General features: G+C 58.6%; 6 protein-coding genes. 3 read left to right on the plus strand and 3 right to left on the minus strand.

What is annotated here, in order from left to right; genetic code table 11:
• Positions 1–508: 508 nt before the first annotated feature.
• Positions 509–1345, minus strand: coding sequence for a tetratricopeptide repeat protein (locus K1Y02_23275; GenBank protein MBX7259303.1), 837 nt, complete (start codon positions 1343–1345; stop codon positions 509–511).
• Positions 1346–1406: 61 nt separating this feature from the next.
• A complete protein-coding gene (locus K1Y02_23280) occupies positions 1407–3311 on the minus strand; it encodes a DUF4914 family protein (GenBank protein ID MBX7259304.1) in 1905 nt (634 codons plus the stop codon).
• Positions 3312–4164: 853 nt separating this feature from the next.
• Here K1Y02_23280 and K1Y02_23285 point away from each other — a divergent pair.
• The 3 genes from K1Y02_23285 (at position 4165) to K1Y02_23295 (ending at position 7888) form a co-directional block, all read left to right on the plus strand.
• Entirely contained in the window at positions 4165–5346 is a 1182-nt protein-coding gene (locus K1Y02_23285) for a PhoH family protein (protein ID MBX7259305.1), read from the plus strand.
• A gap of 197 nt (positions 5347–5543) precedes the next feature.
• Positions 5544–6818: a tyrosine--tRNA ligase gene (tyrS, locus tag K1Y02_23290; GenBank protein ID MBX7259306.1), complete on the plus strand. Its 1275-nt coding sequence runs from the start codon at positions 5544–5546 to the stop codon at positions 6816–6818.
• Between the two features lie 146 nt (positions 6819–6964).
• Positions 6965–7888, plus strand: a complete 924-nt coding sequence (locus tag K1Y02_23295; protein ID MBX7259307.1) for an alkaline phosphatase — start codon at positions 6965–6967, stop codon at positions 7886–7888.
• Here the strand turns inward: K1Y02_23295 and udk are convergent.
• Positions 7872–8406: uridine kinase (gene udk, locus K1Y02_23300; protein ID MBX7259308.1), on the minus strand; the 535-nt coding region annotated here is incomplete at its 5' end. The two genes, K1Y02_23295 and udk, sit on opposite strands and share 17 nt — an antisense overlap.

Here is an 8406-nt window from a genome sequence, read left to right on the forward strand (position 1 = left end):
CGAAACCTTCTACAACCGTAACCGCCTCCACAGTTCAATCGGCTACACGGCTCCGATGGACTTCGAGGCACAACCAATCCCGAAAAACACACCCACTCAACTGTCCGCAAATTCGGGGTAACTTCACCTGACCCAGCCACTCTTGCGACCGCAGGTCTCCATCTCGTCCATCTCGTCCATCTCGTCCCCCACCGAATGGTCTCCCATTCTCCATTCTCCCACCTCGCCCCTGCCGGCCCAGTGCAACGAACTTGCGCATATATATGGGGCGTAACGTAGCAGGACCAGGATCATGTCCACCGGCGTTTTCGTGATTGCGCCTCCGCGCCTCTGCGCGAGAGTTCTTTCTTCCGGGACACCCCCTTGAACCGTCAAATTCCGGTAGGGGGCGCACCCAGTCCGCCGGCGGCCGGCAGGTGTGTCGGCGGAGACCGGGCGCTACAGAAAAATTTGGAGATGTTCCGACTAGCTGTTTCGCGCGGGCACCTCGTGTATTGCCGGCTCGGGGCTATGACCCCGGGCCGAGACGGCCGGAGTCTTCGCGGAGTTTTGAAAGGAATTCGGAGTCGACAGAGATGCCGTTTCTCTCGCAGTCTGCCACGGCCTTCCATGCGCTGTCGTATTCGCCGCGCCGCCAGTAGATGACGGCGATCCCTTTGCGGGCCGAGGCATTCTTGGGATCGTGTGCGAGAGCCGTAAGCCACGTGGTCAACGCGGTGTCCAGCTTGTCCAGGCTGAAGTAACACAGCCCCAGGTTGTAGAAGTCGTCGGATAAGCCCGGGTCGAGTCGAATCACTTCCTGATACACCGGAATGGCTTCTTCATACTTCTTTTGGCGGAACAGGATGTCGGCCAATTCGGATTGCACCGTAACGTCGTCGGGTTTGAGTTTCGCCAGTTGGCGCATGGGTTCCAGGATCTCGTCGACCTTGCCCGTGGCGCGCAGCGCGGCAATCAGATTGCCCAGCGTATCGACGTCGTCCGGCTCGTAGTGCAAGGCTTTACGATAGGACTCGATGGCCTCTTCGTACTTGCCTTGCAGGCGCAACGCAAGACCGAGATTGCAGTGGGCCGCTGCGAAGTCGGGCTGCAGATCGATGGCTGCTTCGTATTGCGCTTGCGCCGCCGGATACTGCTGCAGATCGAACAGGGCATTCCCGTAGCGGTAGTGCAACTCGACGTTGCCTGTATCCGCTTCAACGGCTTGCCGCAATTCTTCAGCCTTTGCCGCCAATTGCTCGGCGGGCGTAGGAAGCTTCTTCTCGGCTTCTTTCTTGGACTGGGACGTGGCGCACCCAGCCAGCAATGCCAGCAGCGCCACCCCAACAATGCTGTTTCGCTTCATGCCCAACTCCTCGAACGCCTGCAATCACTGTAGGCGACTCGCGAGTGAGATGGCAATTTGATTATGCGCCTACAGGCTTTGGATCCAACTGCGGCATCCATTCCGAAGGCGCAAAGGCGCGGTAGTCCGCCAACTTTCCGCCGTCCAGGAAGCACTCGATAATCTGTTTACCCAAAGGATCCAATTCCGGCGTGAGGTAGACATTCACGTGCTTCCGGAAGAAGTCGTCGAGTATCTTCGCGCCCGCGTCGTAAGCCTCCTCGCCAACTTCGGGCTGAGTATGCACCTGCAGGAACCACAGCGGAATGCTCACGCCCTCCACGGTCAGGTCGTGCATCGCGTACCCGAGCAAGGGGCAACGCGCCGCGCGGATCTGGTTGGGGCGGAACTTTGCCATACCGCGGCGAGCCAGATACTCGCGGGCAATCCACTGCGGCATGAATCCGGTGTGCCACGCGCCGATGTGCTGGTTGGGGCAGAGGATGTACAAGGTTCCCGGCGTGTTCTCGATCTGCCGCAGCAGCAGGTTTGCGTGGTCGACTTGGCGTCCCGTTGCAAACGGCCAGTACGAGCCGACGCCTTCGCTGGTCATTTCGCCCTTGTCGACGATGCTCGGATTGGCATAGCCGCGAGGGGCCGCCAACCTCCACAACCACGCCAAGGCGGGAGGAATGATGTGGAACAGGCCGAAGATTCCGTAGCTGGGATTCTCGCGCGTGCACGGGGGCGTGCGTATGCCGAGACTGCGCACGTCGACGGTCACCGGCTCGTCGATTACGCGGGGGATGATCTGGCGCGGCACGACCACGCGGGGATTCGGGCAGGGCTTGCCTTTCTCGTCTTCCACATGCTCCCAAATAAGGGCGCGCCCGCCAGGCACGGCGTCGATGCTCAAGAACAGCAGGGGTTCAGGGGGCTGTGCGGTCAGCTTTTCGAACTCCGGATCGGTCGCGTATTCGTGAATGTGATTGACGCGAACAAACCAGCCGCTCTCCGCATCGACGACGCGAAGTTTTCCGTCGTTCTTTTGCAGGCTCGGATGACACAAGGCCATATCGTCGGTAACGGGACGAATCTCGCAACCGCGGGGCATGGCCAAGTGCCGGCGTTCGCCGGTCAACGTGTTTTGTCCAAGGAGGAGACGGCCGTCGCCCTCGCGGTGGGGCAATTCGAGCATTTCGCTCTTGCCGCCGCCGCTGGCGCCCTCGTGCATGATCGTTACGATGTTATCGTAGGGAGTAACGACCTGCGCGGTCGAGCAGTGAGCCGTTACCCACCCTTCCTTTTCCCCGAGACTCAGCAAGCTGCCATAAACGCCTTTCTTGGCGCTTGGACCAGGGTAAAGGTTGTAGGAAAAGACTTCGTGGAGGTCTTCCGTGCGGTTGTGCACGACGACTTGCCTACCCTTGAAATGGGTGTGCCGGAACGTGGGCGCCACATAGATGACGAGCCTTGGCTTGAACGTCTTTGGCAGTTTGTCTACCGGTATGATGCCCTGAAGCAGGGCAAGGCCCAGCGCGAAGAAACCCGCGTTAGACGGTGCGATCACCATGGCGTCCATGCCCATGCCTTCGCGACCCGCCTGAAACGCAAATACAGCCAGCTCTTCGTGCTTCAACCATTCCAGCGTTTCAGTGCGAACGCCCGAGAAGGCACGATTGAACCGGCTGACGAACGTCGGTTTGTCCGTGGGGAGTTCATCGCCCATGAACATGCAGTCCGGGTCGCGGCGGCGCATGTAGGGCTCCACATAGTTGGCGGAAACGCCATTGCGAACGCGCGCAACTCGGGCCTCCAGTAGCCGGCCCCTTCCGGGGATATCGTAGGCGACCTCATAGTAATTGCTGCCGGGGCCACCGCATGCCAAGTCAATGAGTTCTTTGGACGTATTGGCAACAATGACGTTTGTGCAGTTCGACAACACGTCTACTGCTTCCGAGGGAGGATTCAATTTCTTCCAGTTCATGCGAGAACCTCCTGGAGACGCCATTCCAGTGCGCCCCTTTTCGCTGGGAGGTAGGATCCGTCACGGACGGTACTACCGGCAAAAACCAAAGACCATTCGCCCTGGGCTGCCAGAGAGTCGGATGCAGGTATCCCCTGTTCAGGATTCCCTTCGCTCCTCGCAGCATGGGCTGGATACAATTCGCCCCACAGGCGCTTTGCACCGCAGTCAACCAATGAATGAGACCGAGTCGAAATCGCGCGTGTGGCGGGGTTCGACCAATTCCGCGAGAGTATAGCACGTCAGCAAACTGCGTTCGAGTTGTCATAACTCGTTGCAATGCATACCGCAACGCTTTCACCCGATACCATATTCCTTGAGGAAGGCAGCCCAGTCCGGGTCTGCCGCAGCCTGCGGGAGATGGTAGAATTTCAACCTGTATCTTGTGGTTATTTCTCTGGCGTTTCCATATATTGTGTGTTATGCTTCATTTAGAACATGGCGCTACCAGGGGTCGCGGCATGTTCTGCGCAAAAATCCATCGACGGTGATGAGGCCTCACGCGGGGCTGGGCAGACCGGTCTAACCGGTGAAAAATGGCTCGGCCACAATCGAAGGAGCTCCACCATACGTCTTAGGCGGTCGGAGAGACGGCCCCAGGCAGGGGCATTTGCTAGCAGAGGGCAGACGCGGTCGGCTGCGGTTGGCCGGACAGCTTCCCCGCCCGATACCCTGCCATTCTTCTCAACGGGCGGAGTCTACCGCATTTCCCCTACTCCCCGTGTCCCGGTTCAGCCCGGCGACGGCACGTCCATACTCTCTCGCGGAATCGCGTGTCCGCTCCAGAAGGGCGGCCTGCGCGTGGAGGTTCAAGATGAAAAAGTGCTACGTACTCGACACCAACGCCCTGCTTGAAGATCCGAACTGCATTCACATTCTGCGCAACGGAGAGGAGAACACGGTCGGCATACCGTTTCATGTGATCCTTGAATTGAATAAGTTGAAGAAAGAGCCGCGGGTCAAGCACCTGGTGGCGAAGGCGATCGATTCCATTCGCGACAACTTGGAGGTCATTCAGCTCATTCGGAAGGAGGGGGACGAACCCCTCATCCCCAATGTTGACTTGCAGATACTCAAGGAAGTTCAGAGCGGGGGGATGACCGATCCCATTCTCGTAACCAACGACCGCATCCTCCAGTTGCTGGCGGAATTCAGCGGAGTTCGCAGCCAGGAGTACAAGAGTTCCCATCCCTATGAGTCAGAGTCTCAGCAGTACACCGGATTCGTGAAGGAGGACGAGGAGCGCATACCGAACAGTTTCGCGTGGCATGAAGGAAAGCCCTTGTTTTTCAGCCCCGACGGACCCCGAGTAATCGACTACGAGCATGAGGTCTGGAAGGTCAAACCGCGAAACGTCTACCAGAATCTGGCCTTCGAGCTGCTCATGAGCGAGCACATCGACCTTGTCACGCTTCAGAGCGAAGCGGGTTACGGAAAGACCTACCTTGCCCTCGCGGCAGCGCTTTGCCTTGTGCTCGAGCAGAAGCGGTTCGAGAAGATCTATGTGCTAAAGCCCATGATCGAAATCGGGGCAAAGATGGGATACTTGCCCGGCGACGTCAATGAGAAGCTCGATCCTTACATTCGATACTTGTACGGGTTGATCACAAAACTGCACGCCATTCGTCCCGCGAACAAGATCTTCCATGACCCCAATGAATCCGGTGGACGATACAATACCGATCGATTCGAGATACTTCCCCTCGCGTTTATCCGAGGTATGAACATCGAAGATGCGGTTGTGATCATCGACGAGACGCAGAACCTGTCGCGGACGGAGATCCGGGCCGTGCTGACGCGCATGGGCGAGAACGTAAAGTGTTTCTGCCTGGGCGATACCCGGCAGGTGGACAATCCGTATTTGAACGAGTCAAACAACGCATTGAACTGGATCGTGCGCATGATGCGCGGCACGCAGAACTATGCCCATTTGGTGCTTAAGGGGGCGAAATCGCGCGGTCCGATCTGCGATGCCGTGCTGCGCTCGGGACTCTGAGCGTTCGTTGCGCGCATTCGCGCGGCTCTGCTACGATTCCCGGCATGAATACGCGATCTGAACGAGTATGTGAGGGGTTTTCCGCGGGCGCTCCGTGTGCCCGCGGCGCGTATGCCTGTTGACTTCTTCCTTCCTTGGTGGCTGCTATGTGAGAATCCCTGCGCGTACCGCGCAGTTGTGACCCCTGGAGAACGACTATGTCTCTGTTTGAAGAATTGACCTGGCGTGGATTTATTCACCAGGTAACTCATAACGACTTGGCCGAACGATTGGAGACGCAGTCATTCACGGCTTACGTCGGGTTTGATCCCACGGCCGATAGTCTCCACATCGGACACCTGCTGCCCGTCATCGGCCTGATGCGGCTGCAACGTTTTGGACACCGCCCCATCGCGTTAGTGGGAGGCGGCACGGGAATGATTGGCGACCCCAGTTTTAAGTCCGAGGAGCGGCGCCTTCTTTCCAGCGAAGACATCGATAGGAACGCCGCGGGCGTCCGAGCGCAACTGGAACGATTCCTGGACTTCTCCGGTCCGCGAGGTGCCTTGTTGCTCAACAACCTTGAGTGGTTGGGCGAGTTGCGGTTGATTGATTTTCTGCGCGACATCGGCAAGCTGTTTTCCGTGAACGTGATGATGGCGCGGGAATCCGTCAAGCAACGCCTGGAAAACCGCGACCAGGGTATTTCGTTTACGGAGTTCACCTACAGTCTGTTGCAGGCTTATGACTTTCTGCATCTCTGCCAGACGCACGACTGCCGTATTCAGATGGGCGGCAGTGACCAGTGGGGCAATATAGTTGCGGGGATGGACCTGACGCGCCGCCTTGAAAACAAGGACACGTACGGAATTACGTTCCCGTTGCTGGAGAAGTCCGACGGCACCAAGTTCGGCAAGACGGAGGCCGGCGCGGTGTGGCTTGACCCGAAGCGCACATCGCCCTACAAGTTCTATCAGTTCTGGATCAATCAGGCCGACGCCGACACGTCGCGTCTGCTGCGTCTGTTTACGTTCCTGTCCCGTGAGGAAGTCGAGGGGCTCGATGGCGAGTTGCGCGAGGCGCCCGAGAAGCGCACCGCGCAGCGGCGTCTAGCCGAGGAAGTCACGCGATTGGTGCACGGCGACGATGCATTAAACCAGGCCGTTCATGCCTCTCAGGCGATGTTTGGAGGTTCGCTTTCGGGATTGGACGATGCCACGCTGGAAGATATCTTCAGCGAGGTCCCATCGAGCGACGTGCCGCGAGATGCGCTCTCCGCGAACCGGCTGTTGCTGGATGTTCTGGTCGAAAGCGCCGTTGTGAAGAGTAAGGGAGAGGGTAAGCGTTTGGTGCAGAACGGCGGACTCTACCTGAACAATGAGCGCGTCACTCAGGAAGATGCGCGCTTGTCGGCGGATTCGCTTTGCGGCGAACGCATCGCGGTGATCCGATCGGGGAAGAAGAATTATCACCTGTTGCGCTTTGTCGGCTGATACTCCGGGTGCGCGCACGTACGGAGTTTTGCTAACGGACTGCTTAGTTTGCAGGACTATAGTCAGGGGGGCTTTGGCCACGCTGTGCCGTGATAGTGGCCGAACGGATTGCGTGGGACGGCTGCGTCCGTCGGGAGGAAGACTGAATGATGCGCAAATTGAAGATTAGGCTCGTGCACGCCGCGCTGTGTGCGGCTGCGTTCGTGTGCGTGACGCCCGTTTTTGCGGCTGCTCCGATAGCGGAGCACGTTGTGATTATCGGTGTCGACGGCATGAGTCCGGACGGCCTTGAAAAGGCGGACACGCCCAACATGGATGAACTGATGAAGCGGGGATCGTACAGTCTTCATGCGCGCGGCGTGATGCCCACCAGCAGCAGTTCCAATTGGGCGTCGATTTTGATGGGCGCGGGTCCCGAGCAGCACGGTATAACGTCGAACGATTGGCAGCTCGACAAATTCGAAATCGCCCCTACGGTCAAAGGGCCGGGCGGGATGTTTCCGACTATTTTCAGCGTAATCCGTCAGCAACGCCCCGATGCCAACACGGCGGCACTCTATGAATGGGGCGATTTCGGGCGCTTGTTCGAGCGTGACATGGTGAATCGGGCGGCTAATCCAAAAGGCGCGGCGCTGACTGCGCGGCGCGCGTGCGAGTACATCGTGGAATTCAAACCTACGCTTCTCTTTGTACATCTCGACCTCGTCGATCACGCGGGTCACGCATCGGGCCACGGATCGCCCGAGTATTACGCATCCGTCACGGAGGCAGACAAGTTCGTGGGCGACATTGTCGCCGCCATCAAGGATGCCAAGATCGAAGAGCAGACTGTCGTTATGGTTGTCTCCGACCACGGCGGCAAAGACAAAGGACACGGAGGATCGACCATGGCGGAGATAGAAGTGCCGTGGATCATCGCCGGTCCTGGAATCAAAGCCCATTATGAGATTCCCGAGCCCGTGGACTCCTATCAGACGGCTCCCACCGTCGCGCATATTTTCGGGTTGAAGCCGCCGAAGTGCTGGATCGCGACGCCCGTGAAAGACGCCTTCATCAAAACGAAGAAGTAGACGGCGAAGCGTTCAAACGTTCAAGCACTTCATGAAGCGATTGGCGTAGGGGAGCATCGCCGCGAATGATGAGGTCGGCATACCGCTTGGTCGGCGCTACGTAGCGCTCGGCCATCGGGGCGACGGTCTGCGCGAACTGCTTACGTACAGATTCGACGGATCGGCCTCGCTCGGCCACGTCGCGTTGCTCACGACGCGACAGGCAACGCGAAGGGTCCAAGTCGACATACATGCGCAGTGTACTGATGGCCCTGAGCTTCTCGGACCAAAGCGCCAGAAGTCCCTCGACAATGATGTATCGGCGCGGGGCGACGCGAACAGACTCAGGCTTGCGCGTGTGGATGGCGAAATCGTAGGCGGGCATCTCAATGGCCTGCCCTCGTGCCAGCGCATCGAGGTGGGTTTCGAGCAACGGCCAGTCGAACGCTGCGGGTTCGTCAAAGTTGCAGCGCACCCGTTCTTCCAGCGTCAGCGCCGACAAGTCGCGATAATACGCATCAAGCGGAACGATGCAGGCG

Source organism: Candidatus Hydrogenedentota bacterium (genome assembly GCA_019695095.1).
GTDB lineage: Bacteria > Hydrogenedentota > Hydrogenedentia > Hydrogenedentales > SLHB01 > JAIBAQ01.

Coding starts and splice junctions, on each gene's coding strand:
- K1Y02_23275 (MBX7259303.1), bottom strand. CDS start 1,345: ATGAAGCGAAACAGCATTGTTGGGGTGGCGCTGCTGGCATTGCTGGCT.
- K1Y02_23280 (MBX7259304.1), bottom strand. CDS start 3,311: ATGAACTGGAAGAAATTGAATCCTCCCTCGGAAGCAGTAGACGTGTTG.
- K1Y02_23285 (MBX7259305.1), top strand. CDS start 4,165: ATGAAAAAGTGCTACGTACTCGACACCAACGCCCTGCTTGAAGATCCG.
- tyrS (MBX7259306.1), top strand. CDS start 5,544: ATGTCTCTGTTTGAAGAATTGACCTGGCGTGGATTTATTCACCAGGTA.
- K1Y02_23295 (MBX7259307.1), top strand. CDS start 6,965: ATGATGCGCAAATTGAAGATTAGGCTCGTGCACGCCGCGCTGTGTGCG.